The 25,359-nt window shown below is 49.5% G+C and carries 29 protein-coding genes and 1 pseudogene; 16 read left to right on the forward strand and 14 right to left on the reverse strand.

Going from position 1 to position 25,359, the window contains the following annotated elements:
* The 3 genes and pseudogenes from ABY802_RS09930 to ABY802_RS09940 form a co-directional block, all read left to right on the forward strand.
* Window positions 1–418, forward strand: a pseudogene (locus ABY802_RS09930) (arginine decarboxylase); the annotation flags it as partial.
* Window positions 419–566: 148 nt separating this feature from the next.
* Window positions 567–1,460, forward strand: a complete 894-nt coding sequence (locus ABY802_RS09935) for an acyltransferase (protein WP_372626876.1) — start codon at window positions 567–569, stop codon at window positions 1,458–1,460.
* Complete coding sequence (locus tag ABY802_RS09940; RefSeq protein ID WP_372626877.1) at window positions 1,460–2,392, forward strand: acyltransferase; 933 nt, start codon at window positions 1,460–1,462, stop codon at window positions 2,390–2,392. The genes ABY802_RS09935 and ABY802_RS09940 overlap by 1 nt, the downstream gene beginning before the upstream one ends.
* Window positions 2,393–2,424: 32 nt before the next feature.
* Here ABY802_RS09940 and ABY802_RS09945 read toward each other — a convergent pair whose 3' ends face one another.
* On the reverse strand, window positions 2,425–3,630 hold the full coding sequence (locus ABY802_RS09945) for a methyltransferase (protein WP_372626878.1): 1,206 nt from the start codon (window positions 3,628–3,630) through the stop codon (window positions 2,425–2,427).
* The gene (locus tag ABY802_RS09950) at window positions 3,630–4,475 is read right to left on the reverse strand and encodes a tetratricopeptide repeat protein (RefSeq protein WP_372626879.1); all 846 of its coding nucleotides are present in this window, start codon (window positions 4,473–4,475) and stop codon (window positions 3,630–3,632) included. The genes ABY802_RS09945 and ABY802_RS09950 overlap by 1 nt, the downstream gene beginning before the upstream one ends.
* Window positions 4,476–4,779: 304 nt before the next feature.
* Here ABY802_RS09950 and ABY802_RS09955 point away from each other — a divergent pair, with 304 nt between their 5' ends.
* The 3 genes from ABY802_RS09955 (at window position 4,780) to ABY802_RS09965 (ending at window position 7,976) form a co-directional block, all read left to right on the forward strand.
* Window positions 4,780–6,519 (forward strand): acetolactate synthase 3 large subunit, encoded by a 1,740-nt coding sequence (locus ABY802_RS09955; RefSeq protein ID WP_372626880.1) that lies wholly within the window; start codon window positions 4,780–4,782, stop codon window positions 6,517–6,519.
* 1 nt (window position 6,520) lies between these two features.
* Window positions 6,521–7,012, forward strand: coding sequence for an acetolactate synthase small subunit (gene ilvN, locus ABY802_RS09960; RefSeq protein WP_372626881.1), 492 nt, complete (start codon window positions 6,521–6,523; stop codon window positions 7,010–7,012).
* Window positions 7,013–7,196: 184 nt separating this feature from the next.
* Window positions 7,197–7,976, forward strand: coding sequence for a substrate-binding periplasmic protein (locus tag ABY802_RS09965; protein WP_372626882.1), 780 nt, complete (start codon window positions 7,197–7,199; stop codon window positions 7,974–7,976).
* On the opposite strand, the gene ABY802_RS09970 is transcribed toward ABY802_RS09965, so the two are convergent.
* Window positions 7,973–9,217 carry an NRAMP family divalent metal transporter gene (locus tag ABY802_RS09970; protein WP_372626883.1) on the reverse strand — a complete coding sequence of 415 codons (1,245 nt, stop codon included), beginning with the start codon at window positions 9,215–9,217 and terminating at the stop codon, window positions 7,973–7,975. The two genes, ABY802_RS09965 and ABY802_RS09970, sit on opposite strands and share 4 nt — an antisense overlap.
* A 57-nt stretch (window positions 9,218–9,274) precedes the next feature.
* On the opposite strand from ABY802_RS09970, the gene ABY802_RS09975 reads away from it, so the two are divergent.
* The 3 genes from ABY802_RS09975 to ABY802_RS09985 all read left to right on the forward strand — a co-directional run bounded on the left by ABY802_RS09975 (window position 9,275) and on the right by ABY802_RS09985 (window position 11,838).
* A complete protein-coding gene (locus tag ABY802_RS09975; protein WP_372626884.1) occupies window positions 9,275–9,586 on the forward strand; it encodes a hypothetical protein in 312 nt (103 codons plus the stop codon).
* Between the two features lie 2 nt (window positions 9,587–9,588).
* Entirely contained in the window at window positions 9,589–9,837 is a 249-nt protein-coding gene (locus tag ABY802_RS09980; protein WP_372626885.1) for a GNAT family N-acetyltransferase, read from the forward strand.
* Between the two features lie 87 nt (window positions 9,838–9,924).
* Window positions 9,925–11,838: a prolyl oligopeptidase family serine peptidase gene (locus ABY802_RS09985; protein WP_372626886.1), complete on the forward strand. Its 1,914-nt coding sequence runs from the start codon at window positions 9,925–9,927 to the stop codon at window positions 11,836–11,838.
* Window positions 11,839–11,843: 5 nt separating this feature from the next.
* On the opposite strand, the gene ABY802_RS09990 is transcribed toward ABY802_RS09985, so the two are convergent.
* Entirely contained in the window at window positions 11,844–12,503 is a 660-nt protein-coding gene (locus ABY802_RS09990; protein ID WP_372626887.1) for a GGDEF domain-containing protein, read from the reverse strand.
* A 22-nt stretch (window positions 12,504–12,525) separates the two neighbouring features.
* Window positions 12,526–12,672: a lmo0937 family membrane protein gene (locus ABY802_RS09995; protein WP_318971153.1), complete on the reverse strand. Its 147-nt coding sequence runs from the start codon at window positions 12,670–12,672 to the stop codon at window positions 12,526–12,528.
* A gap of 186 nt (window positions 12,673–12,858) precedes the next feature.
* Between ABY802_RS09995 and ABY802_RS10000 the strand changes: the two genes are divergently transcribed.
* Window positions 12,859–13,617 carry a Crp/Fnr family transcriptional regulator gene (locus tag ABY802_RS10000; protein ID WP_372626888.1) on the forward strand — a complete coding sequence of 253 codons (759 nt, stop codon included), beginning with the start codon at window positions 12,859–12,861 and terminating at the stop codon, window positions 13,615–13,617.
* A gap of 18 nt (window positions 13,618–13,635) precedes the next feature.
* Here ABY802_RS10000 and ABY802_RS10005 read toward each other — a convergent pair whose 3' ends face one another.
* Complete coding sequence (locus tag ABY802_RS10005; protein ID WP_372626889.1) at window positions 13,636–14,319, reverse strand: diguanylate cyclase domain-containing protein; 684 nt, start codon at window positions 14,317–14,319, stop codon at window positions 13,636–13,638.
* A 299-nt stretch (window positions 14,320–14,618) separates the two neighbouring features.
* Here ABY802_RS10005 and ABY802_RS10010 point away from each other — a divergent pair, with 299 nt between their 5' ends.
* A complete protein-coding gene (locus tag ABY802_RS10010; protein ID WP_372626890.1) occupies window positions 14,619–15,389 on the forward strand; it encodes a Crp/Fnr family transcriptional regulator in 771 nt (256 codons plus the stop codon).
* Between the two features lie 100 nt (window positions 15,390–15,489).
* Here the strand turns inward: ABY802_RS10010 and ABY802_RS10015 are convergent, their stop codons facing one another.
* From ABY802_RS10015 to ABY802_RS10035, 5 genes are all read right to left on the reverse strand, one after another.
* On the reverse strand, window positions 15,490–15,846 hold the full coding sequence (locus tag ABY802_RS10015; protein WP_372626891.1) for a hypothetical protein: 357 nt from the start codon (window positions 15,844–15,846) through the stop codon (window positions 15,490–15,492).
* 119 nt (window positions 15,847–15,965) lie between these two features.
* Window positions 15,966–16,928: an OmpA family protein gene (locus ABY802_RS10020; RefSeq protein ID WP_372626892.1), complete on the reverse strand. Its 963-nt coding sequence runs from the start codon at window positions 16,926–16,928 to the stop codon at window positions 15,966–15,968.
* Window positions 16,925–17,365: a DUF4398 domain-containing protein gene (locus ABY802_RS10025; protein ID WP_372626893.1), complete on the reverse strand. Its 441-nt coding sequence runs from the start codon at window positions 17,363–17,365 to the stop codon at window positions 16,925–16,927. Before ABY802_RS10025 ends, ABY802_RS10020 begins: the two co-directional genes overlap by 4 nt.
* Window positions 17,366–17,714: 349 nt before the next feature.
* Window positions 17,715–18,074, reverse strand: a complete 360-nt coding sequence (locus tag ABY802_RS10030) for a hypothetical protein (RefSeq protein ID WP_372626894.1) — start codon at window positions 18,072–18,074, stop codon at window positions 17,715–17,717.
* 139 nt (window positions 18,075–18,213) lie between these two features.
* Window positions 18,214–19,056 (reverse strand): BON domain-containing protein, encoded by an 843-nt coding sequence (locus tag ABY802_RS10035; protein WP_372626895.1) that lies wholly within the window; start codon window positions 19,054–19,056, stop codon window positions 18,214–18,216.
* Window positions 19,057–19,230: 174 nt separating this feature from the next.
* On the opposite strand from ABY802_RS10035, the gene ABY802_RS10040 reads away from it, so the two are divergent.
* The 5 genes from ABY802_RS10040 (at window position 19,231) to ABY802_RS10060 (ending at window position 23,836) form a co-directional block, all read left to right on the forward strand.
* Window positions 19,231–20,547, forward strand: a complete 1,317-nt coding sequence (locus tag ABY802_RS10040) for an APC family permease (RefSeq protein ID WP_372626896.1) — start codon at window positions 19,231–19,233, stop codon at window positions 20,545–20,547.
* A 67-nt stretch (window positions 20,548–20,614) separates the two neighbouring features.
* Entirely contained in the window at window positions 20,615–21,187 is a 573-nt protein-coding gene (locus ABY802_RS10045; RefSeq protein ID WP_372626897.1) for a diguanylate cyclase, read from the forward strand.
* Window positions 21,184–22,290, forward strand: a complete 1,107-nt coding sequence (locus tag ABY802_RS10050) for a beta-ketoacyl-ACP synthase III (RefSeq protein ID WP_372626898.1) — start codon at window positions 21,184–21,186, stop codon at window positions 22,288–22,290. Before ABY802_RS10045 ends, ABY802_RS10050 begins: the two co-directional genes overlap by 4 nt.
* Window positions 22,291–22,980 carry an iron-containing redox enzyme family protein gene (locus ABY802_RS10055; RefSeq protein WP_372626899.1) on the forward strand — a complete coding sequence of 230 codons (690 nt, stop codon included), beginning with the start codon at window positions 22,291–22,293 and terminating at the stop codon, window positions 22,978–22,980.
* A complete protein-coding gene (locus tag ABY802_RS10060) occupies window positions 22,967–23,836 on the forward strand; it encodes a hypothetical protein (RefSeq protein WP_372626900.1) in 870 nt (289 codons plus the stop codon). The genes ABY802_RS10055 and ABY802_RS10060 overlap by 14 nt, the downstream gene beginning before the upstream one ends.
* On the opposite strand, the gene yjjX is transcribed toward ABY802_RS10060, so the two are convergent.
* The 3 genes from yjjX to ABY802_RS10075 all read right to left on the reverse strand — a co-directional run.
* Window positions 23,833–24,345, reverse strand: coding sequence for an inosine/xanthosine triphosphatase (yjjX, locus tag ABY802_RS10065; protein WP_372626901.1), 513 nt, complete (start codon window positions 24,343–24,345; stop codon window positions 23,833–23,835). The two genes, ABY802_RS10060 and yjjX, sit on opposite strands and share 4 nt — an antisense overlap.
* A gap of 63 nt (window positions 24,346–24,408) precedes the next feature.
* On the reverse strand, window positions 24,409–25,035 hold the full coding sequence (locus ABY802_RS10070; protein ID WP_372626902.1) for a hypothetical protein: 627 nt from the start codon (window positions 25,033–25,035) through the stop codon (window positions 24,409–24,411).
* Window positions 25,036–25,110: 75 nt separating this feature from the next.
* Window positions 25,111–25,359: hypothetical protein (locus tag ABY802_RS10075; RefSeq protein ID WP_372626903.1), on the reverse strand; the 249-nt coding region annotated here is incomplete at its 5' end.

A 25,359-nucleotide genomic window follows, 5' to 3' on the forward strand; every position in this document is an offset into this window, starting at 1 on the left:
CCGGGCGATTATTCAGGATATTACCTGCGACTCTGATGGCCAGTTAAAAAGCTATGCCGATGGCAATGGCATCGAGTCCAGCCTGCCGCTGCCGGTATATAAAGAAGATGAACAATATTTACTGGGCATGTTTATGGTAGGCGCCTATCAGGAAATTCTCGGTGACTTGCATAACCTGTTTGGTGACACCGACTCGGTACATGTTGAACTGACGGAAGATGGCGGTTACAAACTGACCAACATTATTAAAGGCGACACGGTTGCAGACGTGCTGCGTTATGTGCAGTTTGACGCCACTAAACTACTGACCTCCTATAGCAATCAATTGGCTAAGCTGGACATGAGTGGCGAGCAGAAAGAGGCCTTACTGGATGAATTGAAATCCGGTGTTTATGGTTATACCTATTTCGAAGATTAAGTTAGAATAGCCACTGATCGGACAAGTACAGAGCAGCCCAGAGCTGCTCTGTTTGTCTTAGGCTTATTTACTGCTGCCCACATCGGCAGCACATTACCCAAACAACTTTACGATGCAGGTAGGACGGGTATAAATAATCAGGTGCGCTATGTTTTCTTTTCTGCCAAAGCCCGTTGTCGGCGTGATATCAGTATTACTCTATTTCTTTAATACTTTATTCTGGTTTGTACCGGTAACACTGCTGGCCATACTGAAATTGCCACCTATTACCCGCTGGCAAAGCTGGATGACTTATTTGCTGGATGCCTGTGCAGTGGCATGGATCAGTGTTAACAACTTTACCACCCGTTTATTTACCCGCATTCGCTGGAATGTGCAGGGGCTCGAGCAGTTATCCCGCAAAGACTGGTATCTGCTGCTGGCAAACCATCAGTCATGGGCTGATATTCTGGTGCTACAGAATATTTTTAACCGCAAAATTCCGTTTATAAAATTCTTTCTGAAAAAAGAGCTGATTTATGTGCCGCTGCTGGGCATTTGCTGGTGGGCGCTCGATTTTCCGTTTATGAAACGATATAGCAAAAACTTTCTGCAGAAAAATCCTCATTTGCAAGGCAAAGATATTGAAACCACCCGCAAAGCCTGTCTTAAGTTTCAGTTTAAACCCACGACTATTATGAATTTCGTCGAAGGCACCCGCTTTACCCAGGCAAAACACGGCCTGCAACAATCTCCCTTTAGCCACTTGTTAAAACCAAAAGCGGGTGGCGTGGCGTTTGTACTCGGCGCCATGGGTAATCAGCTGCACAAAATGCTCAATGTGACTATTTATTACCCGCAAGGGATCCCCAGCTTCTGGGATTATATTTCGGGTAAAGTTCGTGATATAACAGTCAACATTAATGTGCTACCGATTAGCAGTGAGTTGATTGGCGACTATAACGACCCGGTCTACCGCGAGCACTTCCAGCAATGGGTTAACCAGCTATGGCAGCAAAAAGATCGGGAGTTGGCCGCATTGGCAGAAAAAGGAGTTAGCTGATGTTAAGTTTTTTACCGGGTTGGTTATTACTACCGTTCAGTTTCAGCTGTTTTGCGCTAAACCTGGCGTTTTGGGGTATCGTGGTTACCCCAATGGGCATCCTGAAACTGTTGTTGCCATTTAAAACCATCCACCGGTTGCTGGCGATGGCTGGCCGAGGCTGCTTTCGTGGCTGGACCGTGGTAAACACCGGCATTATTAACTTATTCAATGATGTTGACTGGCAAATAAGCGGCCAGCAGGCACTGGATCGGGAAAGTTGGTATTTGCTGATCAGCAACCATAAAAGCTGGCTGGATATTCCGGTTGTTAGCGGTTTTGCCCATAAGCTTATTCCCGAGCCCAAGTTCTTTTTAAAAGATCAGTTAAAATGGATACCTTTTTTAGGAACTGGCTGCTGGGCACTGGATATGCCCTATATGAAACGCTATAGTGCGGCCACGCTGGCAAAGCGGCCACATCTCAAAGGCAAAGATATTGAAACGACCCGTAAATCCTGTGCCAAGTTTTTAACCGTGCCAACAACTATTATTAATTTTGTCGAAGGTAGCCGTTGTACCGAGCAAAAGCGTCTGGCTAAAAACAGCCCGTTTCAATACTTATTGCCCCCTAAAGCCGGTGGTATTGCCTTTACCCTGGCAAGCATGGGTGAGCAGTTTAATGCGATTTTAGATCTTACGTTAATTTACCCGGATAATCAGCAGCATGTAGCACTGGACATGTTAATGGGTAGGCTAAAACGGATCGTTATTCAGGCTGACGTGCTTGCAATAGATGAGCAGGTGATTGGTGACTATTTTAATGATACTGCCTTTAAGGAGCGCTTCCAGCTCTGGTTAAATCAGCGTTGGCTGGCGAAAGATAGGAAAATACAGGCGTTTTATCAGCAGGAAAAACAAAGTAGTACCAGCAGCGTGTTGCTGTCACCCTAACTACTGGACCTTATGCCAGAGCGCAGCTGGAATCAGTTCTGACGTATAGCCTGCAGTAGCAGATTGCGCGGGGTAACCTGATAGTCGCAAAACGCCTGCATCTGCACCTGATACCCATGCTGCTGCAAGTATAACGCGCGATCCAGCACCAGCCAAAGCTCCAGCGGTCGGCGAAACAGGTGCCGGACCAACTCAATCCGAGTTACCAGCGCAGCATGCTCAGCCCCTATCGCTAAATAGCGTTGCCAGTCAGGCGCTGCTGGCAGGGTAAGCTGATGTTGATCTGCTGCCCAACGGGCAAAATCGGCGAAGTCAGCGCTGAACCAATGCTTGCCAACCGACGATAACGGCCGGTAGCGATTATCACCGGTCAGCGCGGCGCGCAGTGCCTGATAAGCCAGCCGCCATTGCACTTCAGTATGACGCAGCTTAGCAATGCGGGCGCCGGCGGTAACCTGCCCCTGCACGGCAAGCTTTAAATCATGCTGGTTAAGCGTTAAATCATCCTGCTGGGCCAACGCCGACAACGGCTGATAATACTGTTCCGCAATTAAATGATAACAACAGGGCACCAGATGCACTTGTTGGCAACCTTTGCGGGTAGCCTGGCGCAGCAGCTCAATATGTAACTGGCCACAGGCATGCAGTGCCACCACCTGTTGCTGTGGCGCTAATACTGCGCTGCCTTGTGGCGTAAGTACATCGGCATGGACAAAACGTTGTGGGATATCAAACTGACTGGCCAGCGCGCTGCCATCGGCACAAAGCTGCTGTTGCCATTCAATACTGGTTACCGGCCGCTGAAACTGCCAGGCAAGCAGGCGGCCCAAATGGCCCTTGCCAGCGCACCATTCAAGCAGTGGCAAATTGCTGGCCGGTATCTGACCTGAAAAAGCAGTAATTTGGGCCATTTTGCGCCCGCCGATACCATTTGCCAGCCAAAAGGGCACGGGTTTTAATTCGCCCGCGGCTAACATGCTAACAGCGGCGTCTAAATGATATTCCAGCTGAAACAGGCCGCTAAACAGCTCGCCAAAATGCTGTTGCTGTAAAGCTGGGCTCTGGTCAATGCTGGCTAAATCGTGCTCTGGCAGGGCCAACAGTTTTGCTGCTAACGCCGGGTTATCCCAGGGTAATTGCTGGCAGGCGAAAGGCACCAGCTGCCAGTACTGCCGGTTTTGCTGCAGCACCGCGCTGCAAGCGGCAAAAGCCTGTTGCAACGTAGTGGAATTTGTCACTAGTACAGCAAACTGTATAATTTGCGCCGGTAATGGCTGGCAACAGTATCACCTTTTGGCAGGGCGGCCAGAATATCCAGAAACAGTTTTTTACTGTCACCGTAGTTCAGGTCCTGCTGCAAAATCCCCAGCAACAGCGCCAGGGCTTCTTCACTGCGCTGCGCTGCCTGATACTGCACTGCCAACTGCTCCTTAATGCTGTTTTCATCAGGGTTAGCTGCCAGCTGCTGCTCCAGCGCGCGAATTTCCGGGGTGTCGGCCGCTTCCATTGCCAGTTCCAGTTTCGCCACCACGGCTTTGTAAACGCTGTCCTGATCAGCAAGTTTCACCTCAGATAGCAAGGTTTGTGCCTGTGGCAGCTGGCCCAGGCTCACCGCGGTATCAGCCAGCCATACTTTCAATTCCGCCCGCTGTGGCGCTAAGTCCAGCGCTTGTTTGAATAATGAATAGGCCTCCGCCGGATTTTGCTCGGCCAGAAATTGCTGAGCCTGAGCGATCAGTTCATCTTCCGGCTTAGGTAAATAAGGCTGTAAGCGGGCCAGAATTGCTTGTTCGGTCTCAACGCCGGCAAAGCCATCTACCGGCCGGCCATCTTTAATCAGCATCACGGTGGGCAATGACTGTACCCCGAACTGCATGGCTAAGTCCTGCTGCTGATCACAATCTACCCGGGCCAGCAATAATTGCTTGGGGTACTGTTGGACGATTTTCTTTAAAATGGGGGTTAATTGCTGACAACCCTCACTGCGTGCTGAGTGAAACTGAAACAGTACCAGTTGCGTGTTTGATTGCTCCAGCACTTCACGGGCATTTTGGAGCGTGACTTCTACAATGGGGCTTTGCATAACTTACAGGTCCTGTATTTCGCCATATTAGCCTAACTATGTGGCCGGATGCGCTATTTTACAAGCACTGAGCGCTATGGCGCAAATTCGAAAAAACCATCGACATTGGCATTAACATCCCGTAGATTATAAGAGCGTTCAGATAATATGACTTCTTAAGAAGCGACAACAAGAACGCCATAGTTAACAACCCGTCCCCGTAGCAAACAGGCAGTACCCATGCGCGTACTGCAGATTATTAAGCTAATGCTGAGTTTTCGGCGTTGGCTTTACGCTTTTTGCTAAAAAACTATGAGACAACACCATGACAAGCCAATCTAAACAAACCGAGATGTTATCGGGTGCCGCCATGGTTATCCGGGCGCTGGCCGATGAAGGGGTAGAGTACCTTTATGGCTATCCGGGTGGCGCTGTGCTGCATATCTACGATGCCTTATTTCAACAAACCAAAGTTAAACATGTATTGGTACGCCACGAGCAGGCTGCCACCCATATGGCAGATGCGTATGCCAGGGCCAGCGGTAAAGCCGGCGCGGTCTTAGTGACCTCGGGCCCGGGTGCCACCAATGCGGTGACGGGTATTGCTACCGCCTATATGGATTCGATACCGATGGTGGTGTTAACCGGCCAGGTAATGAGCCACTTAATTGGTGACGATGCCTTTCAGGAAACCGATATGCTGGGCATTTCCCGGCCTATTTGTAAGCACAATATGTCGGTGCGCCGGCCTGAGGATATTCCGGCCATTATCAAAAAAGCCTTTTATATTGCGCAAAGTGGCCGGCCTGGCCCAGTGGTGATTGATATCCCGAAAGATATGACCATCCCAAGCCAGACGTTTCCTTATCACTACCCGAGCGAAGTGAAACTGCGCTCGTATCAGCCCAAATTAAAAGGCCACAGTGGCCAGATTAAAAAAGCGGTTACTGCACTGCTAGCCGCTAAAAAGCCGATACTGTATGCCGGTGGTGGGGTCATTATGGGCGGCGCCTCTAATGAGCTTACCGAACTGGCACAGCTGCTTAACTTGCCGGTAACTAATACGTTGATGGGTCTGGGCTGTTACCCGGCCAGCGATAAGCAATTTATTGGTATGCTGGGCATGCATGGCAGCTATGAAGCGAATCAGACCATGCATCACGCCGATCTCATTCTGGCAGTCGGTGCCAGGTTTGATGACCGGGTAACCAACAACACGAAAAAATTCTGCCCCGATGCCACTATTATTCATATTGATATCGACCCGGCCAGTATCAGTAAAACCATCAATGCGCATATTCCAATCGTAGGCCTGGTAAAGCCGGTACTAACTGAAATGCTGGAATTATTACAGCAAAAGAAGAAGAAACTGGATAGTGCTGCATTGAAAAAATGGTGGCAGCAAGTTGATGACTGGCGCACCGTGCACGGTGGCCGTTACGACAGCGATACCCCCTTACTGAAACCACAATATGTAATTGAACAAGTTAGCAAAATTACCAAAGGCAATGCTTTTGTTTGCAGCGATGTAGGGCAGCACCAGATGTATGCCGCGCAATATTATGGTTTTAATAAACCCAACCGCTGGATTAACTCCGGCGGCCTCGGCACCATGGGCTTTGGCTTGCCGGCGGCGATGGGGGTTAAACTGAATTATCCCGATGCTGATGTGGTATGTGTTACCGGCGAGGGCTCAATTCAGATGAACATTCAGGAGTTGTCGACCTGCAAACAATATGGTCTGGGGGTAAAAATCATCAACCTGAATAATGGCTATTTAGGTATGGTGAAGCAATGGCAGGATATGAACTATGAATCACGTTATGCCAGCTCGTATATGGATTCGCTACCCGACTTTGTCAAACTGGCGGAAGCCTATGGCCATGTTGGCATCCGGGTAACCGAACCTGAGCAGCTTATTCCAGCGCTGGAACGGGCCTTTGCCCTGAAAGATCAGCTGGTATTCCTCGACATTCATATTGACCCGAAAGAGCACGTGTATCCGATGCAAATTCCCGGTGGCGCCATGAATGAAATGTTTTTAAGCAAAACAGAGAGGACTTAACATGCGACATATTATTTCTGTGCTGCTGGAAAACGAATCTGGCGCCTTAGCCCGCTTAGTCGGCTTATTTGCCCAGCGCGGCTACAACATTGACTCGCTTACTGTCGCGCCCACTGAAGATGCTACCCTATCGCGCCTGACCTTGGTAACCCATGGTAACGATCAGGTCATTGAGCAAATTACCAAGCAGTTACACAAGCTGATTGAAGTGGTAAAGCTTACTGATTTAAATGAGTCGGCGCATCTTGAGCGCGAGCTTATGCTAATCAAAGTAAAAGCCAGTGGCGCGGCGCGCGATGAAGTAAAACGCTGCGCTGATATTTTCCGTGGCCAGATCATCGATGTCACTGCCAGCACTTATACCGTGCAGTTAGTCGGCACCAGCGACAAACTGGATGCCTTTATTCAGGCGTTAAGTGGCACAGCTATTTTGGAAGTGGTACGCAGCGGTGTGTCGGGTATTGCCCGCGGTGAAAAAACTCTGGCACTATAGTTAACTACATTAAATAACGTAAATGTAATGTCGGGACAGACTCAGACTTCGCTGAGAAAGCGTAGTCTGATGTTTGTTGCAGCCCCATAAGCAATTGCAGTGATCTAGCTGAACAACGTTTAACTGGTTTCAGTGGTATTACTGGGCTAAGCTAACGCTATCAGCCTTTATCAACATTGAGACTATGCCAACTTATCGCTGTCTGTACGTTGTTTTAATGTTTTGTCTGCTTTGCAGTTTACCCCTGCTGGCTAAGCCAAAGCAGGAAGTGTTGCTACTTACCTATCACTTTAAAGCGCCCTATATTGTTGATGCCAATCAACAGCAAGGTTTGTATTTCGATTTGGCTAACTATCTTAATCGCTATAGTAAGCAGTTTTCGTTCAGAACCGAGTTTATGCCACGACGTCGCATTGATGCGATGCTGCAACAGTCTTTTGGTCACGTCGTTATTGGGGTGCAGCCGGTATGGTTTAAACAACTCGGCGATAAGGTGCAGTTTACCCAGGGCATACTGCAGGAAAACGATATTTTTGTGTCGTTAGCAACCAATCCCTTTATTAAAAACGACCTGAACAATGTGTCTGGTAAAACCTTTATCGGCGTGCAGGGATATCGCTATATCGGGCTGGAGCAGGCTGAAAAAAACAGTAGTTTAATTCGGTTTGATACCCTGCATGAAGAAAACGTGCTGGATATGTTGCGGCTTGGCCGCGGCGACTTTACCGTTATCAGCCAATCAACATTGCATTATAAAATAAGACATGGCGGCGAGAACCCGGCGCTTTATTATGTTGCTGAAAAGCCTCATGAACATATTATCCGGCGCCTGATGTATAGCAGCAACGCCCCGCATCTCGGTGCCGAGCTAAATAGCATCATTTCCCAGATGAAAAATGACCCGGCCTGGCTTGCCGTATTAGAAAAATATAATTTGGACCCATCTTTTATCCCATTAGCTTAAAACAGGCCGGCAAACCAGAATAAATAGAGTATTGCAAAACCGCTGAGATAAACCAAACCCAACCTACTTAACCATTTTAACGGCCAACTTATGCCTGCAACCGTGCTGCTTGCCATAAGATTGTAATTTAGCCAGGCAAATACCGGGGTGGTTAAAAATGCCAGCGTCATGGCAAAGGTTAATAACGGCCCCAGTGCGGCACTGAAAAACAAAATGAGCGCCATGCCACTGGCCGCTTGCAGCAGCAACCAGATATTCAGGCTGTGGTGGTTAGCAGGCTGCTGCCAGCCCAGCAAAGTAAACGACTCATTTAAGGTGCGGGCATAGCCATCTAATACGGTAATGGTGGTGCCAAACATACACAAAAATGCAATTAGCGCCACCAATGGCCGGGCCCAATCGCCCATCGTACTGGCGTACATGCCAATTAATTGCTGGGCAAAGGCGGCACCAGCCAGGGCAATATCCTGCTCTGAGCCATATTGCACCAGCGCGCCTAAACTGACAAATACCAGTGCTAGCGCCGCCGTTAGCCAATAACCCAGGTTAAAATCAAACAGGCCTTGCGCCCGGCTAATCGATTGCTGGCGCAACTTCGCCTTCAGCCACAAGGAGCTGATAGCAGAGATTTCAATTGGCGCAGGCATCCAGCCCATTAATGCCACCAGAAAGCCCAGCATCGCCAGTTGCCAGGGTGAGGGGCCAACAAAATCCGCGGGTGCGCTGGCACCGTTGCTGGCAGCAATGATGGCTGCGGCGACGGTTGTGATGGTAAGCAGCAGCATAATCAGCTTGGCTACCTTATCTAACGCCCGGTAATGGCCCAGCAATAAAATCGCCAAGCACAATGTCAGAATAAGCGTGCACAGCAGCGGTACACTCACTGGCCAGGGCAGTGCATAATGCAGCAGGCTGGCCGTAAGCAACAGCACCCCTGCGGTATTGACCACTGCAGCAATAATATTTAAACCGATAAAACTATAAAAATAGGCTCTGCCTTTGCGCTGATAGCCCTGCAATAAGCTTTCGTTGTGTTCCAGAGTGTATTGCACACCAAATCGGAAAAACGGATACTTCAGAATATTTACTAATAGTATCAGCCAGATAAGTTGCCAGCCAAATAGCGCGCCGGCCTGAGTAGACGCCACCAGATGGGAACCGCCAATCGCGGCCGTTGCCATTAAAATACCGGGCCCCAGAGCCTGCAGCCGGCCTTGCCAACCTTGTTGCTGCGCTTGCATAGTCTACACTGCTTATTGTTATTTATTTCTGGCTAGCTTAGCCTAAGCAAATACAGGATGCAGCAACAGTTTGACGGCGCTGATCAACAACAACAAGGGTGCACCATGCAGGAAGAACAAGTCGATCAGGCCATGCTGTTTGAAGTGGTTGAAAACCAACTGGCTGACAACTACCCCGCTGAAGTAAAAGCGACACTAATGCGGCTTCGGATGACCGGCAGCAGCTACGATGATGCCATTGGCCTGATAGCCTGTGCATTGGCGCCCGAGATGGTGGATGTGATAGAGCATCAGCAAAGTTTTAATCTGGCGCGCTATGTTAGTCACCTAAATTTGTTACCGCAAACCCCCTGGCTGGAGGAAGAGTAGGCATGGCAAGTGACGAGATTATTCATCAGGCGTGGCATCAGCGATTTGTGCTGGCGGGCGACGGTGAGCAGGCGCAACTGGATTATCAATTGGCAGGTAACACCATCAATTTTACCAATACCTTTGTGCCACCAGAGCTGCGAGGTCAGGGTCTGGCCGAAAAATTGGTGCGCCACGGCCTGGCCTGGGCCAGAGCCCAGGATTTAACCATTCATGCCAGCTGCTGGTATGTAAAAAAGTTTTTAGATTAAGCAATTGATAATTAATATATAGTTATACCCAACCGCCATCACAGGGAAGGCAGTCGTGATGGCTTACTATCAAAATAAGGAACCTGTATGTTAACTCGCTATTCTTTTGTGCTGGCAGCACTGGTCACCGGTGTGTTGTTATCAGGATGTGGAAAAAATCCTGAACCCGCGCCACCTGCTGAGCAAAGCAGTTCAGCCAGTATCCCGCAGTACAGCGCTGAACAATTTTTTGCGACCAAAACGTATTTTGGTAATGATATTAATCACGATAACAGCGCCATGCTGGTAGCCTCGGATGAAACGGGAGTATTTAACCTGTACCGGGTAAGTCTCGATGGCAAAAACTGGCAACCCTTAACGCAATCAACCACTGATCCGGCATTTCCGATCAGCTGGTTTCCGAATGATGACCGGCTGTTGTATACCGCTGATCAGGGCGGTAACGAATTAAACCATGTTTATCTGCGCGAGGTAGATGGCACGGTGCGGGATCTGACCCCAGGTGACAAACTTAAAGCGTCTTTTGCCGGCTGGCACGATGATGGTAGTTTTTTTATCACCAGCAATGAGCGCGACCCGCGTTTTTTCGACCTGTATCACTACAACAGTCAAGACTACGGCCGCAAGCTGATCTATCAGAATGACGATGGTTACAGTATCAACGACATTAGTAAGGATGGTCGTTATCTGGCTCTGAGCAAAGAGCGTACTAACGCCGACAATAATTTATTTCTGGTTGACCTGAGCAGTGATAGCCCTAACCCGGTATTGATTACTGAACACCAGGGTAATGTTTCGCATCAGGTTTATGGTTTTACCCCTGACAACAATGCACTGCTGTTTGGTGCTAATGGTAGCGGTGAGTTTGTTGCTGCTTACAGTTACAACCTGCAAACCGGTACTACGTCGACATATAGCCAGGCCGACTGGGATATCAGTTTTATTTATTTCAGTGAAGACAAACAGTACCGGGTACAGGGGGTTAACGCCGATGCCTCGACGGTTATTAATATTACCAACCTTAATGACGGTAAAGCACTGAAATTACCCACGCTACCGGCCGGTGACTTACGTAGCGTGTCGTTTTCTGATGACAGTAAATATATGAGCTTTTATTTAAATGCGGACAACAGCCCGTCAAATTTATATGTCTGGCAAGTGGGCAGTCCAGAAGCCCAGCGCTTAACCCAGGCGCTGGACAGTAGCATCAACGAGCAACATCTGGTGCAAAGTGAAGTGGTCCGCTTTAACAGCTTTGACGATTTAACCATACCAGCACTGCTGTATAAACCGCACCAGGCCAATTCGAATGCGAAGGTCCCGGCGCTGATTTGGATCCACGGTGGCCCGGGTGGCCAGTCGCGTACCGGCTACAGCCCGATGATCCAGCATTTAGTTAACCATGGTTACGCCATTTTATCAGTGAATAACCGTGGCTCGTCGGGTTACGGTAAAACCTTTTATCACCTGGATGATTTGCGCCATGGCGAAGATGACTTACAGGATATTGTATACGGCAAAAAATACCTGCAACAGCTCGATTGGGTCGCCGGTGATCGTATTGGCGTTATCGGTGGCAGTTACGGTGGCTACCTGACCATGGCCGCCATGGCGTTTACTGACGAATTTAAAGCCGGCATAAATATCTTCGGGGTAACTAACTGGGTACGCACGCTGGAGAGCATTCCACCGTGGTGGGAGTCCTTTCGCGAATCATTGTATGCTGAGCTGGGCGATCCGGCAGTAGACGGTGAACGGCTGCGTCTTATTTCACCGGTATTTCATGGTGACAAGGTGCAAAAGCCGGTGCTGGTGGTACAAGGCGCCAACGACCCGCGGGTACTGCAGGTGGAAAGCGATGAAATGGTTGCGGCCATTCGCGCCAATAATGTGCCGGTAGAATATGTGTTATTTGATGATGAAGGCCACGGCTTTTTGAAAAAGAGTAACAGAATTAAAGCACAAAAAGCCTATCTGGCCTTTTTAAAGCAGTATTTATAATTTTACTAAGGTAATAACGAAAACTGATTACCGCCGCGGCGCTGTGCATGACGCATCGCTGCGGCGGCTTTTTCAACCAGCAATACCGCCTTGCTACCGTCTTGCGGAAAACGGCTGATACCAATGCTCACTTCTATACCCAGTGGCTGCGGACATATACCATTGAGTAATGCCAGTTTCTGCATCAGCTTTTCAGAAACCAACACGACATCGTAAATGCGCGTTACATCGGTAACCAGCAGTAAAAACCGGCCTTCACCCTGATGACTGATGCTATCACAATCACGAATAACACTGGTTATACGCTCCAGGCCTAACTCGACAACCTGCCGGGCAGTCTCTACTCCATATTGCGTCAGTATTTGCTGATAATGATCGAGCTCTACGACCAGTAAAGCAAAGCTTTTATCCTGACGCTGGCTTTGCTTTATCATAAATTGCAGCTGACGCTGCATATCTGATTTATCCGCAGTATCCTTGTATCCGGCCAGTTGCTGCTGTTGCTGCAAAGCAAGCAGCTCAACCAAAGTGCGCTCAGCATGTTGCTCTGCACATTTCAAGGCATGCTCTAGTTCACTGTAACTGCGCCTGGGTATGACCCGAATATTATCAGTTGCCGGTATTTCACAATAAATAGTGCTGATAGCACCCGCTTTATGTTGCATATCCAGCTCCTGGTTGCGATGTTTAAATCCTGCGGCCCCTGATTAATCGGATAGCTACCACTACCACTGCGACAACCAGCAGAATGTGGATAAAACCACCCATAGTGTATGACGACACCAGACCAAGCGCCCATAAAATAAGCAGCAGTACAATAATCGTTTCTAACATCACATATCCCTGTTAATTGTCCAAAGAGCATCACTATATCCTGTCATTCTTCATCTGTATGTGCGCTGGCACACAGATGGCACTACTTTCCAGTTTAACTCCGCTATATGTTCGGTTGCGCACAGAGTTAACAACTTATTCAACTATACTGTGCCAATCCCCAACCCAGACAAATAAGGAAATGCCATGTCTGAATCTGCTTCAAGTAAGCCTAGTATTGAACGACAACATAAACCGACAGAAAATCATTTACTGAGTGAGCTGTCTGAGGAAGTGTTGCAACGACTATTGCCTCATCTGGAACTGGTTGAGATGCCATTAGGTAAAGTGTTGTACGAATCCGGTGATGTGCTGCGCTATGTGTATTTCCCTACCGATTGCATCGTGTCGCTACTGTACGTGATGGAAAACGGCTCGTCGGCTGAAATTTCCGTGGTGGGTTTTGAGGGGCTGGTAGGGGTGGCGCTGTTTATGGGCGGAGAAAGCACCACCAGCAGAGCTATAGTGCAAAGTGCCGGCTACGCTTACCGTTTATCGGGCCAGCGAATGAAAGACGAATTTAACCGCCACGGCGAATTGCTTATGCTTATGCTGAGATATTCACAGGCGCTCATCACGCAAATGGCGCAAACGGCTGTATGCAACCGGCATCATAGTATAGAACAGCAGTTGTGCCGCTGGTTATTGCTGTCGCTGGACAGGTTGAAAGATAGTCATCTGTTAATGACCCAGGAGCTGATTGCTAATATGTTGGGGGTTCGCCGGGAAGGCGTTACAGAGGCAGCAGGCCACTTACAAAAAATGGGGGTAATTGATTACAGCCGTGGCAGAATTCATGTTAGTAACCGCGTTAAACTGGAGCAGCTAAGCTGCGAATGTTACGCCGTGGTGAAAAAAGAAACAGATCGGCTGTTACCCCGTAATAAAGTGACGGGCAACAAATAATGTTGCACAGATAAGGTGTTAACCGTGACGAATTTTGCTTTGCGGTTTGGCACGATACATAGCGGCATCAGCGAAGCCAATCAGTCCGGTAGTGGTAGTGGCATCCCGCGGAAATACTGAAATGCCAATGCTGGCTGATAGCCAGACGTGAATGTTAGTCAGCTGGTAAGGCTCCGCCAGCAGGCACTGTAATTTGTCGATGAAGGCGCTGATATCCGCATAGTTTTTTAGATCTGTCAGCAGCAATAAAAACTCGTCACCGCCATGCCGGCTGACTGCATCACTATCACGCACTGCTGCTTTTAGCCGCTCACCCACCTGTTGCAGCACCCTATCACCCGCCTCATGGCCATATTGATCATTAACCGGCTTAAAGTTATTTAAATCGATAAATAACAACGCAATCTGACTTTTTTGCCGTTTTGCCACGCTCAGAGCATAGCCTATCCGCTCTTGCATCGCACAGCGGTTTAGCGTTTGGGTTAACGGATCCACCTGACTATTAACATTGGCCTGCTGCAACGCCAACGATAACTGTTGATTGGTAAGCCGCAATTTGTGCTGCTTTTTCTCCCAGAGCGTCCGCTGCAGGATAAATTCACAGCGAAGATGCACCAGCTCAGCGCTCTGCGCATGGTAATTAAGTTGAAATATCATGTCTGCAAGGTTGCTATTCTCAGCATGCTCAGATTCGTCTGACATAATAGTGTCCTGTTAACGGTCTAAATAACTGTACTGTACCGTGCTATTGAAACGCAGTATGTACGCTGGCACACACACTGGTTTAATTAACACAACCAATCACTTGCACAATTATGTATCTCTGCGGTTTTTAATCCGCCAAATTCAAAACGCATTATCTGTTAACTATTTGTATTACTTAGGGCATCAGTGTCACAACGCACAGACTTCTGTTATAGCTGCCCGTATGCTGACAGTTCAAGGCAGCACCGCACCTGCTTTGCACCATATTGGTAAATCTCCGTGCCGGGATTCTCTTAATGTCTAATGCAGAAGTGCCACTGATTACGAACCATTTGCTGAATATGCTTAGCGATACCGACCGGCGAAACTTGCTGCAATATTGTGAAGTGGTTGAGCTGCAGTTTGCTGATATCCTGAGTGAAGCGCGTCAGCACTACCGGTTTGTGTATTTTCCGCTAAGTGGCTTTATTTCATTATTAACCAACCTGAAAGGTCATAAACCTCTTGAACTGGGGTTAATAGGTAACGAAGGTATGCTAGGTGCCACAATGGCGCTGGGGGTTAATTTCACACCTATGCAGGCGATGGTGCAGGGCAAAGGTACCGCCTGGCGAATTACGATGGCCGATCTGAGGCAATTCTTACTGCACTGCCCACATTTACAACATATATTACAACAATACTTATTTGTCCAACTTACCCAGCTGGCGCAAAGTGCCGCCTGCGCCCATTTTCATCAGGTGGGGCCAAGGCTGGCGCGCTGGTTGCTAATGAGCCATGACAGAGCCCATAGCAGCAGCTTCTATCTGACCCACAAATTTCTGGCCGATATGCTGGGTGTTCGTCGCAGCGGTATCACCATCGCAGCCGGCAACATGCAGCAACAACAAGCAATTAGTTATCGCCGTGGTGTTATCACCATTCTTAACCGCGAGATGCTGCTAACGATGTCATGCGACTGTTATCAGCTGGGGCAGGATGATTATCGTAATTTGCTTGGAGAACCCGTACCGCAAAGTGCCGACATGAAAGCACGTCGACAGGCTTTAGTACAGGGCACACCTTAGCTAAACAGCTTTGCTTTGCCAGCTGTAACCTGAAACTCATCAACTGTAGATCAAAAAAACCCGCCGAAGCGGGTGTCTTGCAACGTTAATACCTGAACACTTAGCTTTCATCCCGCCGGCTGCTGCGGCTAAACCACCAGCTTAGTAACACACCACCGGCTAGCGCAATACCTATTGCCATCAACGGGTGACTACGCACTTGGCTTCGGGTATTTTTCGTCAGTTGTTGTTGCAGATTGTGCAACTGTTCACCTTTATGCGAGATAGCAGCGGCGGCATAATGCGCTCCGCCTGCCATGCTATTCACGGTATCGTGCGCACTATTCGTCATCTGTTTAATCGCGGGCCCCGCGGCACCTGAAGCACTATCAATCGCCTGATGCAAGCTGTCAGACGCGGTATCGACTCCACGATCAAACGCACTTTTGCTAAGACTCTGATTGGTTGACTGTTCCATATTCACTCCGTTAGTAAATGGTAAAGGCTGACATAGCCTTCATTGCCATGGTTTGAGCATTAGTTTGTCTGTACTCTCCCGCCTGATTGGTGCGCCGACACAATTTGCATCCGGAAAAATTATTGTGCCGGGTTCGAAATAATCACCTCTACCCGTCTGTTTTGTGCCCGCCCCTCTGCCGTACTATTGGCGGCAAGCGGCATATCGAGGCCTTTACCAACGGTGGTCAGCCTGCTGCCGGCAATACTCTGCGCCACCAGAAAAGCTTTCACTGCTTCAGCGCGGCGCTGCGACAACAACTCATTTGACGCCACAGAACCAACGTTATCCGTATGGCCTTCAATCAGGGCGGTCCGCTCAGGGTGCTCACTTAAAAAGCCGGCCAGCTTTGCTAAATGATGGCTGCCGGATACTTTCAGGTTGGCCTGACCGGTGTTGAACAATACATCGCCCAGAGTAACGACCAGACCGCGATCGGTTGGCCGGGCGTTCAGTTCAGCAATCTGAGCTCTTAACTCTGCAGCCATTGCTGCTGACTGTCCGGCCTGTTCGCGGGCAACCCGGGCATCATCCCGGGCCCGGGCAGCTGCTGTTAACGCCTGATCTTCCCGCCCGGCCGCCAGCATACTTTGCGCTCTGGCCTGCTCCGCCTCACTGCGGGCGCCAATGGCCTCTTCCCGGGCGGCATTAGCATCCGCCCGGGCGCTGGCAGCTTCACGCGTACGGGCATTTAACCGCACATCATCACGCTGCTGGCTTAAATCAGCGCGTTGCAACTCTAACTGGCGGGTTTGCGCCAGGCTGCGGGCGATCACCACTTTACGCTCAGCCACTACCAAACGGTGCAGGGTAAGCCCGCTATCGTTATCCGGTTGTTCGGCCAGCCTGACAGCCTGCTCAGCATCTTTAATTGCCAATGGGGCCAGCACAGCCAGTTGCTGATCAGCCTGCAACTGATTAAGTTGCTCCCGCAGTTCTTTTGAACCTACCGGGCTTTGTGGCGCAGAGGCGCAGCCGACAGTAAACACAGTTGCCAGCGCTACGCTGAGTAAAGTTTTGGAATAACTTTTTAAACTGTTCATGGTTTTACTCCTGACAGATTGCGCTGCGCTTCCTGCTGCAAAGCATTGATACTTTGTTGCATATCTTTGTTAACTGCCCGGGCTTTCAGCAATTCTGCACTAACCATTGCCAGCTCGGCGCTAAGCTGAGCCTGAACCGCCAGCCGTTCTGCCAATAACATCTCTTCCTCTACAATCGCTCTGTGTGCAGCGGCAAGCTCTGTGCGGGCAATATTCAGTTCAGTGCTGGTGTAGCGGGTAACCTGGGCCTGCTCAGCAACGCTGATCGCCCGCTCAGCGTTCTGTAATGCAACAGCCGGTGGCAGCGGTGCCGCAGCGCAGCCAGCCAGTAAAACAACAATACTGGCCATTACGATAGCGCCCTTAGATAGCCTGCTTGGGGGCCTGGCTATAAAGTTGGGCATAATTAACGATTGGATAAGAATAGAGGTATTCATCTGAAGCTCCTGCTGGTCGGCTGCATCAATGGTGCACCGTGGGCTATTATCATCCTGTCCGGCAAACTTATCTGTACGCTGGCGCGCTTAACCCGGCAACTTTTTGCTGCCATGCTTAACAGAAAGTGTGGCTAATGATGTCATGACTGTTATTAAATGAGGAAGGATGAAAATCGTAATTTACTTGAAGAGTTTGTTCAGGAAAATGGTGAAAAAGAGTATGTCGACAGGCTTTAGCGCTGGGCGCACCTTAGCAACAGCAGGTCGCTGGTGACAGCCATTGGGCAGCTGTCACCAGCGTTCAGCGTTATTGTTGCTGAACTTTTCACCTGCAAAACCAACAGCAGCGCTACTCGGCGTCTTCTTCACGGTTACGACGCTTTAACCACAAGCTTAGAAGCACGCCACCGGCGACGGCAATACCCACCGCCAGTAATGGCCGGTTTCTTATTGTGTTGCGGGTGCCAGAAACCAGCTGCTGTTGCAGACCGTGCAACTGCTCGCCTTTATGAGAGATAACGTCAACAGCATGATGGGCGCCATCTGCCATTTTGTCAGCAACATTAGATGCTCTGCCAGACATCCTTCTGAACGCGGGTGCGGCTTTGTCTGTTACGTTATCGATTGCGTTATGCCAGGTGCCTCTGGCCGTTTTTAAGCCACGGCGAACGGCATCTTTACTCGTATTCTGGTTGAGAAAAAAGTCCATATTACCTCCGTTTATAAACTCAATAGTGGTTTGAACGGCGTTGTCGAACTACTAAGTATAGACGACATCTCGCATTTGGTTTGAGCAGATAGCACTGCGCTAGTGAGCAGGGTTGCTCATTAACGCAGCACAGCACAACTCAGAAAATAAGTTGTTTTGATGAAACGCTTTTTACACCACGGATATTTTGTGCCAGCTCAATGGCCAAAGCCTGCTCTGCACCACTGTCGACCTTGCCGGAGAGCGTGACGATGCCATTGTCAGTATTCACTGAAATGTCGGAGCCGGCTACATTGCTCGAATACATAAAGGTTGATTTCACTTTGGTGGTGATCCAGCTATCTGCAATCACAGTGCCTTTTTCTTTATCTTCTTTATTAGCGCTTTTACCTTTAGCAGGTTTATCACTGATTTGCAGTTTGTTATCCACGGCACGGACACCATTGGTATTTTTCGCCAGCTTTTCTGCCTGCTGCTTTGCTTGCTGCGAACCAACGGTGCCGCTAAGCTCCACTTTACCGTCTTTAGTTTCCACTTTGGTTTCCATACCTTCAGTGTGCTTACTCCAAAGCAATTTCGATTTAACAGCTGCGGTAATAGTGGCGTCGTCAACTGCACCACCATAGCCACGGCTGCCTGTGTGCTCTGGCTTTTTATAGTCAGCATCAACCTTAATTTGGTTGTCTACATCTTTAACACCGCCAACACCAGAGGCAATAGCACCTGCCAGATCTTTTTGTACATCATCTGCTACGCTGCCTGTCAGCGTCGCCTTACCATCCAGCACGGCAACGCTGATATCGGTAGCGCGCAGATGAGGGCTTAGCGCATAGGTAGTCCATATTTGTGCTTCCTGCCTGGCGTTAACAATGGGACCGGAGTGATCTTTCATAGCCATTTTATCGTCAGCAAGCAGATTGCTACTGCCCAGTGCCAGGGTTATCGCACCAGCCAGTAATAACTTGCGGTTTAATGTTTTCATTTTCATCTTCCTTAAATACGTTAGAACGTTACGCCGGTAACAGCCTGCACTCACACTGGCGGGAAGCTTACTGTAGTCTTCAATTTCGCCATCGTCGGTGCGCCAGCGCGCATAGGGTGCATAACACGTTGTTTCACTTTATAGTGGGGTGTTGCTAACCACGGATAACTCTCTATGTCTGAAGTGAAAATGACTGGTACTTTGCCCCGCCATCTGGGTTTATTCGGCCTGTGGTTACTGGTGGTAAACGGTTTGATTGGCGCTGGTATTTTTGGCCTGCCCGGCGGAGCCGCTAAACTGGCCGGCGAATACAGCCCGTTAATTTATCTGTTTTGCGCACTGCTCATTCTGCCGATACTGCTTTGCATGGCCGAACTGGCCAGTTACTTTCGCGGCAGTGGTGGCCCGGTACGTTATGGCACTGCGGCCTTCGGGCCCTTTATTGGTTTTCAGGCGGGTTGGTTGTACTACATTGCCCGCTTAGTCTCATTTGCGGCCAACACCGTGTTACTGGTCGACAGTATTGGCTATTTCTGGCCGGCGGCAATAGCCGGTTTTAACCGGGTATTGTTACTAGCCGCGATCATTGTCAGCCTTACGTTATTAAATGTCGTAGGCTCAGTACGAGCCATACGCTCGCTGGCACTGCTTACCATTATTAAATTTGCGGTACTGCTGCTGTTAGTTTTTATCGGCGCCAGTCTGCTGGGCGCTGAACTGTTACCTGATTTTAATCCGCTGACAGTATTTGACAGCCCCTTCGATATTGGCGGCGCGACCTTGCTGTTAATCTATGCCTTTGTTGGTTTTGAATCGGTGGTGGTGCCTGCTGGAGAGGCAAAAAATCCGGCGCGGGATATGCCAAGGGCCCTTATCCTGGGCTTACTGCTGGTTACCCTTTTATACATTGGCATTCAACTGGTCAGCGTAGCAGCAGTGGCCGATATTGCTAACTCCAGCAGCCCATTACTGGACGTTGCCGCCGCACTGTTTGGTCCGGTGGGTGCCATAGTGCTGATGCTGGGTGTGGTAGCCTCTGTTGCGGCTAATTTACTTGGCGCGATATTCTCCACGCCGCGTGCCAGCTTTGCCCTGGCTGAAGATGGCAGTCTGCCGCGTTGGTTTGGGGCTGTGCAGTCGCATTTTTTAACCCCGGCTAACTCTATTATGTTTTTTGGCGTACTGGCGCTAATGTTAACGTTGTATGGCTCATTTTTATGGCTAGCGGCGGCCACTGTAGTATCGCGCTTGTTATTGTATGGCCTGACCTGTGCCGCCGTGCCGGTGCTGCGGCCAAAATTGGCAGTTGGCGACAGCTTTGTGTTGCCACTGGGTTATACCATTCCGCTACTGGGCCTTGCCGCCTGTGGCTGGCTGGCGTTTCAGGTAAGCTTGTCATCGGTGCTGGCCACAGCATTTTTTGTATTGCTGGGTACTGCGCTGTATTTTTTAGCCCGCTGGCAGCAGAATTCTGGAAAAGAATCGCTTTAGAAAAGAATCTACACGCTATTAACCTTAGGATATAGTACCCGGAACGATAACCAGCAACAGGAGTGCGGTGTTGCAAACCAGTCAGTTATTAATTCAGCTTATGCTGTATGTGTTTTTACCGCTGTGGGGCATTGCTGGTTTTATTGACTGGTGCTGTCACCGTGCTACCCGTATTGAATATACCTCGGGCCTCAGAGAATCACTTATTCATTCATTAATGGGCATTCAAATGGCAGTGCCTATTCTGTTATGCCTGCTGTTTCAGGTTAATGTACTGATTATGCTGATTTGTATCGGCGCCTGGCTTGCACACGAAGCGGTGGCGCATTACGACGTACATTACGCTGCCCCCAAGCGCCATATCAGCGTGTGGGAAATGCATGCCCATAATTATCTGGCGACGTTGCCAATGTACATGTTGCTGCTGATTATTGTGATTAATTACCCGGTATTTATTAAACTTATCAGTTTTAACTGGCAAGGCGAATTTTACCTGCAGCGGATGCCCTACGCCCATGGCGGCGATACTTACCTGCCGTATTACCTTAGCTTTATGGCGGTGGTTTGCGTGCTACCGTATCTGGAAGAAAACCTGCGCTGTTTATTTACCGCGTTAAAGCATCCGCAGGTAAAACTATGAGTGTGTTTATTACCAGCAGCGGCCACTTTTTACCCGGGCCGCCAATAACGAATGATCAGATGGAGCCCCTGCTGGGTTTAGTGCATGGCAAACCCAGCCGTTTAAAGCGGCGGATACTGCAGTCAAATGGTATCACCACCCGCCACTACGCCATGGATGCTAACCATAACACCACCATCAGCAATGCCGGTATGGCAGCAAAAGCAGCCGAGCATTGCTTAAGCACCAGCTTTCTGGGTAAACGACAGATCAAAATGCTTAGCGCCGCTACCAGCCAGGGCGATGTAGTACTGCCCGGCTTTGGCTCCATGTTGCAGGCCGAGCTGGGCCTTAGTGATATTGAGCTGCACAGCAGCCATGGTATTTGCTCCAGCAGCATGATGGCATTAAAAGCCGCCTATACCAATTTGCTGGCTGGTGAACAAACCAATGCTTTAGTGGTAGCGAGTGAGCTGACATCGCGTTTATTTAAAGCCAGCCGCTATGAAGCGGCCGGCAGCGAGCTGGACTTTAATGCTGAATTCTTACGCTGGATGTTATCTGACGGCGCAGGCGCCCTGTTGTTGGAGCGCCAGCCACGTGGCAAGTGTTTCCGAATAGACTGGCTGCGCAGTTTCTCGCATGCCGATGCTTATCCGGTGTGCATGAGTGTAGGTTATCCCAGCAACAGCAGCGATAGCCGCAGCTGGCAGGATTATGCCACCTATGCTGAAGCTGAAGCGGCTGGTGCCTTGCTTATTCGTCAGGATGTACGGCTGTTAGAGAATATCGTGAAGCTGGGAGTCGATGGCTATTTGCGTTTAATCAGCGAAGGCCGGGTGCAACCAGACAAAGTCGACCATGTATTGTGCCATTACTCGTCACATTATTTTCGCGGTAAAATTTTCGATATGATGCAGCGCGCCGGGGTCGGTATTGCTGATCATAAGTGGTACAGCAACCTGTATAGCCGGGGTAACACCGGCTGCGCATCTATCTTTATTATGCTGGACGAGTTTCGGCGCAGCCAGCCGCATCAGGTAGGGGATACTATCTTGTGTATGGTGCCGGAAAGTGGCCGTTTTAATAATGCCTATATGCAGTTAACCGTGGTGGAGGCGTAAATGACCGAGCCAGTATTAAGCCCACAGGGCCAGCAATGCTTACAGGCATTAATGCGGGTCTGGTTTGAATTTGAACGCCAGCTTGGCCGGGTGCCTTTGTTGCAGCGCTTAGATCGGGGCCAGTTCAGTAAAGCCGATTATTGCCAGTTACTGATGAACTGGCGCCAGCAGGTAATTGAAGGCTCGCGCTGGATCAGCCGCTGCGCCTCCAGCTTTGATCGCGACTACAGTGACGTGCGTTCAGTCATTATCGGTCACGCCCGCGAAGAGCACCGCGATTACGAAATGCTGGAGCAAGACTATGTTGCCGCCGGCGGCAGCCTGGCGGACATTCAGCATGCACCGCGCAATATCGGTACCGAGGCTTTACACGGCTTTTTAATGTATCGGGCCAGCCAGAGCAACCCGGTCGATTTAGTCGGCGCCATGTGGATCATCGAAGGGCTGGGCCAGAAAATGGCCAGTGACTGGGCAGCGCAAATAGATAACGCCACCGGCGGCGATGGCAGCTTTACCCGGTTTATGCGCTACCACGGTACCAATGATGAAGATCACTTACAAAAGCTGTATCAGTTGCTCGACAGGCTGTGTCAGAACCCGGCGCAGCTGGCAGCCATAGTGCGCACCGCCCGGGTTACCGCCCGGCTGTATTGTCTGCAACTGGAAGAGGTTGATAATGAATACCAGTAAAAAGTCAGAGCCAAGCGCTTACCTCAAAGCCATTGCCAATGATAATTCTTTGCCGATAGAGCAGGCAGCACTGGATTTGTGGCAGAAAGATCTGCAAAACCCACTGCGCTGGGGAGTTCGGCCATTACTACAGTTTATTTTCGCCATTTTGCTGCATATTATCTGGTTTTTTAAGCGGTTGCCGTTACCGCAGTTCAGCGCCCATAACAGCTTACAAAAGCTGATCTGCTGGTTTTGCACTCATTTTGTTAGTAAAGAGGCCAATTTACTGATTTTGCGCCACTACGCTACTGAATCTAATGTCTTAAATTTTCTGGCTGCCAATAGCCCCAATTCAGAGTTCAGCCCGGTACAACTTTACCCGAAAAGCATTAGTGAGATGCAGCAAGCCAGCTTCGTTGAGCATGATCAGGAGCTGTTCCGGTTGTTCGGCGAACTGGGCAGCTGGCATCATCCAGCGCAGCCGTTGTCGCCAGAAAATATCAGCTGGCAGCACTGGCAAAGCATTGATATGACAGAATATCAACTACCCGAAAAACGTACCCAGTGGCTGGACTTTGAAAGCGCCCACGCCCTGTTTATGTGTCTATTCTGCCTGCTGTTAACCCGCGAGCAATACCGTGACGCCATTAATGGCTTTAACCTCGATCAATCTATTGCCATTAGAATTGGAGATTTAATCGGTGACAATAGTCTGCGGGAAATGGCCTATAACAAATACCCGCATTATTTAGTCGGGCCCTGGAATTTAGGCCAGCGCTTTTTAATGCACGGCTTTTTTACAGAGCAGCTGTATGCGTATCTGGAAAAGCGCCGCTTAACCGCTTCCAGCCAGCCGACCACGACAGAAGATTAAAATCGCTGAGGGTTTAGAAACGGGATGAGCGCCAGGGTTAGTGCCTGTTGATACACGCTGGCGCGGCTTAACTGGTTATGGGTAAGCAAGCCAATCGCACCGCCGGCTTGTTTAATATTAGTGGTGCCAAACAACTGATCCATGGCATCGCCAAGTTCTACCCCATCTGCCAAAAGCTGCAGCGCTTTAGGCGGCAACATCAGGCTGGCAGAGCGCGCTTTGCCAAGCTTGCCGTTATGCTCTATCAGCATCCAGGCGAAGGTCATGTCGTTATCCAGCCCGGCCTCGATCGCCACATAGTAGTCTGCACTAACCTGCTGCTTAAGCGCCAGCAACCGGTTTTGCGCGCCAAGTAAGGTTTCAGCGCTGCTCATCGGCTGTTCTGCCACACCGGAGGGCACGGCTATGCCGTCAATGTTTATGGCTTGCTCGGGAAAGTTGTTTTGAAAGCACTGTTTTACCGCATTAATTTTAGCGGGGTTGGCCGAGGCCACAGCAATAGTCCACATGGCAAAAGTACGTATTGGTTAAGATAACCGTTATGTAACATGCCAGGGCGACTAACTCAAACCTTAGCTTCCATTGGCAGCTTTTTTGGCATCTCGGGCCCGGCGCAGCGCGTCTTCCTGCTCTAAAAAAAGCAGTTTGGCGGCTTGTTGTTTCAACCGCTGCTGCAGATGTTGTTCTACCTGAATAGCCTCATCTATCGTGCCGCGGCTGACAATCCGGCGCACATCATTGTCATAACATAAGGCTTCGTTTTGCACCCAGGCGGTGTAGGTTACCCGGTTTGAAAGAAGTGTAAACATCGGACAAGGCTGATACCCAGCATGCTCTGCCTTGTTATCCAGCCAGTAACCCAATGCAAAACTACCGGCAAACGTTGCAACCAACGACGCAACCATCGCTTTGCCGGTAAAGCTGTTTACTTTATTTACCAGTGATAACGCTACTTTACCCCGAATCCGTACAGTTAGCTGAAAAATCACAAACGCCAGCATTACCAATAAACCGAGTATGGCTCCTGGCATCATATTTCCCGAATAACTGATAACTATCAGTGGCCGTTCTGAACCAAATTGCGCTAACTGCTCAAGCCATGAGGGCACCAACAGCGTAATAATTGCAATAACTAAAAGTATGATAAAAAACAACATCGCAAAACCAGCTGCGATGGCTTTGGAATTACTAATACTCATCGTAATACCGGAAACTGAAGACTAGCGAACGAGAGTGCTGACTGCGCATAGCATTTTTCGGTAGTCGCTTCACCCTTAACCACCGTTTCTACTTTGTGCTTCTTGCTGTAAGAACTGCTGCCTGGCCTGTCGCTGTTTTCCCCTTGCACTTAAATGCTGCGCCACTTGCGCGGTTTCATCCACAGTACCGCGAACGATAATCTGCCTTACATCATTGTCGAAACATAACGCTTCATTCTTTGTCCACGCCTGCATAGTGACTCGGTTTGTTAACAACGTGAGTGTCGGGCAGGGCTGGAACCCTGCGTATTCCGCTTTATTATC

This window comes from Arsukibacterium sp., assembly GCF_041616895.1.
Taxonomy (GTDB): domain Bacteria; phylum Pseudomonadota; class Gammaproteobacteria; order Enterobacterales; family Alteromonadaceae; genus Alishewanella.

Excerpts from the sequence above, each read along its gene's own strand:
- ABY802_RS10070 (WP_372626902.1), bottom strand. The coding sequence starts at position 25,035 with ATGAGTATTAGTAATTCCAAAGCCATCGCAGCTGGTTTTGCGATGTTG.
- ABY802_RS10000 (WP_372626888.1), top strand. The coding sequence starts at position 12,859 with ATGTCTGAATCTGCTTCAAGTAAGCCTAGTATTGAACGACAACATAAA.
- ABY802_RS09955 (WP_372626880.1), top strand. The coding sequence starts at position 4,780 with ATGACAAGCCAATCTAAACAAACCGAGATGTTATCGGGTGCCGCCATG.
- ABY802_RS09980 (WP_372626885.1), top strand. The coding sequence starts at position 9,589 with ATGGCAAGTGACGAGATTATTCATCAGGCGTGGCATCAGCGATTTGTG.
- ABY802_RS09935 (WP_372626876.1), top strand. The coding sequence starts at position 567 with ATGTTTTCTTTTCTGCCAAAGCCCGTTGTCGGCGTGATATCAGTATTA.
- ABY802_RS09970 (WP_372626883.1), bottom strand. The coding sequence starts at position 9,217 with ATGCAAGCGCAGCAACAAGGTTGGCAAGGCCGGCTGCAGGCTCTGGGG.
- ilvN (WP_372626881.1), top strand. The coding sequence starts at position 6,521 with ATGCGACATATTATTTCTGTGCTGCTGGAAAACGAATCTGGCGCCTTA.
- yjjX (WP_372626901.1), bottom strand. The coding sequence starts at position 24,345 with ATGTGGACTATTGCTGTGGCCTCGGCCAACCCCGCTAAAATTAATGCG.
- ABY802_RS10025 (WP_372626893.1), bottom strand. The coding sequence starts at position 17,365 with ATGAATACCTCTATTCTTATCCAATCGTTAATTATGCCCAACTTTATA.
- ABY802_RS09940 (WP_372626877.1), top strand. The coding sequence starts at position 1,460 with ATGTTAAGTTTTTTACCGGGTTGGTTATTACTACCGTTCAGTTTCAGC.
- ABY802_RS09965 (WP_372626882.1), top strand. The coding sequence starts at position 7,197 with ATGCCAACTTATCGCTGTCTGTACGTTGTTTTAATGTTTTGTCTGCTT.
- ABY802_RS10055 (WP_372626899.1), top strand. The coding sequence starts at position 22,291 with ATGACCGAGCCAGTATTAAGCCCACAGGGCCAGCAATGCTTACAGGCA.
- ABY802_RS10060 (WP_372626900.1), top strand. The coding sequence starts at position 22,967 with ATGAATACCAGTAAAAAGTCAGAGCCAAGCGCTTACCTCAAAGCCATT.
- ABY802_RS10015 (WP_372626891.1), bottom strand. The coding sequence starts at position 15,846 with ATGGAACAGTCAACCAATCAGAGTCTTAGCAAAAGTGCGTTTGATCGT.
- ABY802_RS09975 (WP_372626884.1), top strand. The coding sequence starts at position 9,275 with ATGCAGCAACAGTTTGACGGCGCTGATCAACAACAACAAGGGTGCACC.
- ABY802_RS10050 (WP_372626898.1), top strand. The coding sequence starts at position 21,184 with ATGAGTGTGTTTATTACCAGCAGCGGCCACTTTTTACCCGGGCCGCCA.
- ABY802_RS10040 (WP_372626896.1), top strand. The coding sequence starts at position 19,231 with ATGTCTGAAGTGAAAATGACTGGTACTTTGCCCCGCCATCTGGGTTTA.
- ABY802_RS09950 (WP_372626879.1), bottom strand. The coding sequence starts at position 4,475 with ATGCAAAGCCCCATTGTAGAAGTCACGCTCCAAAATGCCCGTGAAGTG.
- ABY802_RS10020 (WP_372626892.1), bottom strand. The coding sequence starts at position 16,928 with ATGAACAGTTTAAAAAGTTATTCCAAAACTTTACTCAGCGTAGCGCTG.
- ABY802_RS09985 (WP_372626886.1), top strand. The coding sequence starts at position 9,925 with ATGTTAACTCGCTATTCTTTTGTGCTGGCAGCACTGGTCACCGGTGTG.
- ABY802_RS09990 (WP_372626887.1), bottom strand. The coding sequence starts at position 12,503 with ATGCAACATAAAGCGGGTGCTATCAGCACTATTTATTGTGAAATACCG.
- ABY802_RS10030 (WP_372626894.1), bottom strand. The coding sequence starts at position 18,074 with ATGGACTTTTTTCTCAACCAGAATACGAGTAAAGATGCCGTTCGCCGT.
- ABY802_RS09995 (WP_318971153.1), bottom strand. The coding sequence starts at position 12,672 with ATGTTAGAAACGATTATTGTACTGCTGCTTATTTTATGGGCGCTTGGT.
- ABY802_RS10005 (WP_372626889.1), bottom strand. The coding sequence starts at position 14,319 with ATGTCAGACGAATCTGAGCATGCTGAGAATAGCAACCTTGCAGACATG.
- ABY802_RS10035 (WP_372626895.1), bottom strand. The coding sequence starts at position 19,056 with ATGAAAACATTAAACCGCAAGTTATTACTGGCTGGTGCGATAACCCTG.
- ABY802_RS10010 (WP_372626890.1), top strand. The coding sequence starts at position 14,619 with ATGTCTAATGCAGAAGTGCCACTGATTACGAACCATTTGCTGAATATG.